This window comes from Dysgonomonas sp. HGC4 (genome assembly GCF_001261715.1).
Lineage (GTDB): Bacteria > Bacteroidota > Bacteroidia > Bacteroidales > Dysgonomonadaceae > Dysgonomonas_A.
Map to the genome: position 1 here is coordinate 1 of NZ_CVRU01000138.1, position 1,539 is coordinate 1,539.

General features: G+C 33.1%; 1 protein-coding gene. It reads right to left on the reverse strand.

From position 1 onward, the window contains the following. Positions 1-52 precede the first annotated feature (52 nt). A complete protein-coding gene (locus HGC4_RS13445) occupies positions 53-1,312 on the reverse strand; it encodes a Gfo/Idh/MocA family protein (protein WP_050710658.1) in 1,260 nt (419 codons plus the stop codon). Positions 1,313-1,539: the final 227 nt, after the last annotated feature.

The following is a 1,539-nucleotide window of genomic DNA, read 5'->3' on the forward strand; positions in this document are numbered from 1 at the left end:
ATTCGTGACTCTTATTATTTTAGCTACCTATATAACAAAGTAATAATAAAAACTATTCGAAAAATCTTAAGCCTTGTAATTTTTCCCAAGCTCCACGAGTAAAATCTGGGATTTCGATAGGCATACTTTTATTCAAAACTGATTTTTCACTAAGTTCTACAATACAAGACCACTCTGCTGCATCATAGACATCTTGATCTAGAGGAAGACCATTTCTCAAACAATAAATAAGTCTATAATCCATCAAAAAATCTTTTGCTCTAATTCCTGAAACTTTACATCCTTTTTTCCACAGCTTAGTTATAAAAGGGTGTTCAAATTGAGATAATAAAATTTCCGTTGGGATTTCTCTTTCCAGCACTGAATTAATTAATATATGCTCAGATGGATATTTTTGACAAAAACCTTCAGTTCCATTTAATAAATGTATTCTACTGTATGGTCTGGGATTCGCAATATTATGCTGAAGCATTATAGTATAGCCTTTATGAGTACGGATCAAAGTTGTATTCATATCTCCTAAAGTATAATTTAAGTTGGGATCAAAGGATGACTCCGTATATCGTTCTTTCGAAAAAGCAGTCATACCTCTTTCAATTGATGACATCGATACCAAATAATCCATTTTATCTCCACGATGTATATTCATAGCCTGACAAATAGGTCCTAAACCATGAGTTGGATAAGGATTACCTGTATGTACCTTATTAAATTGATTTTGCCAATGCTCTTTACCATTTGGAATATTATCACTAAACAATATAGGACGAAGATCATGAATATATGCTCCCTCTCCATGAATTATTTCTCCAAACAAACCTTTCTGAGCCATATTCAAAGTAGAGAGTTCAAAAGAATCATAACAACAATTCTCAAGCATCATACAATGCTTTCTCGTGCTCTCTGCTGTATCAACTAACTGCCAGCATTCATCAATAGTCATAGCTGCAGGAACTTCAACTGCGACATGCTTACCTGCTTCCATAGCATATACAGAAATTGGAGTATGAGAAACCCAATCAGTACAAATATAAACCAAATCAAGATTATGATCTTCGCAGAGCGCTTTCCAGCCATTCAGCCCTGAATACGAAACAGCCCTAGATCTATTATTCCTTAATAGCAGATCTTGTATATTATCAATTGCATCAGATTCTATATCACATATTGCTTTAATCTCAGCTCCTTCAAGGTGAAGAAAACGATTAATTGCTCTAAATGCACGCACACCTAGCCCAACAAAACCAACTCGAACAATATTTAGAGGCTTAGATGTTAATAATAAAACATCTTCTTGACGGGATAATGTCATTAATCTATAGCTTTTTAAATTTAAAGTATCATTACAAATTTACTCAAAGTCTAAATATCTACCAAATTGTATTATTAGAGATCCATTTCACTTTCTAAGTCTCTTTAACCACTTTCTATGTAGAAAAGTTTCTTCCTTCCCAAAAAAAATATCAGAGCTCTTCTTAATTAGAGTGACTGTTTATATTTCCTTTCGAGTCTATATCTCTTTTTCTTATTCTTCACAGG

Coding starts and splice junctions, on each gene's coding strand:
- HGC4_RS13445 (WP_050710658.1), bottom strand. CDS start 1,312: ATGACATTATCCCGTCAAGAAGATGTTTTATTATTAACATCTAAGCCT.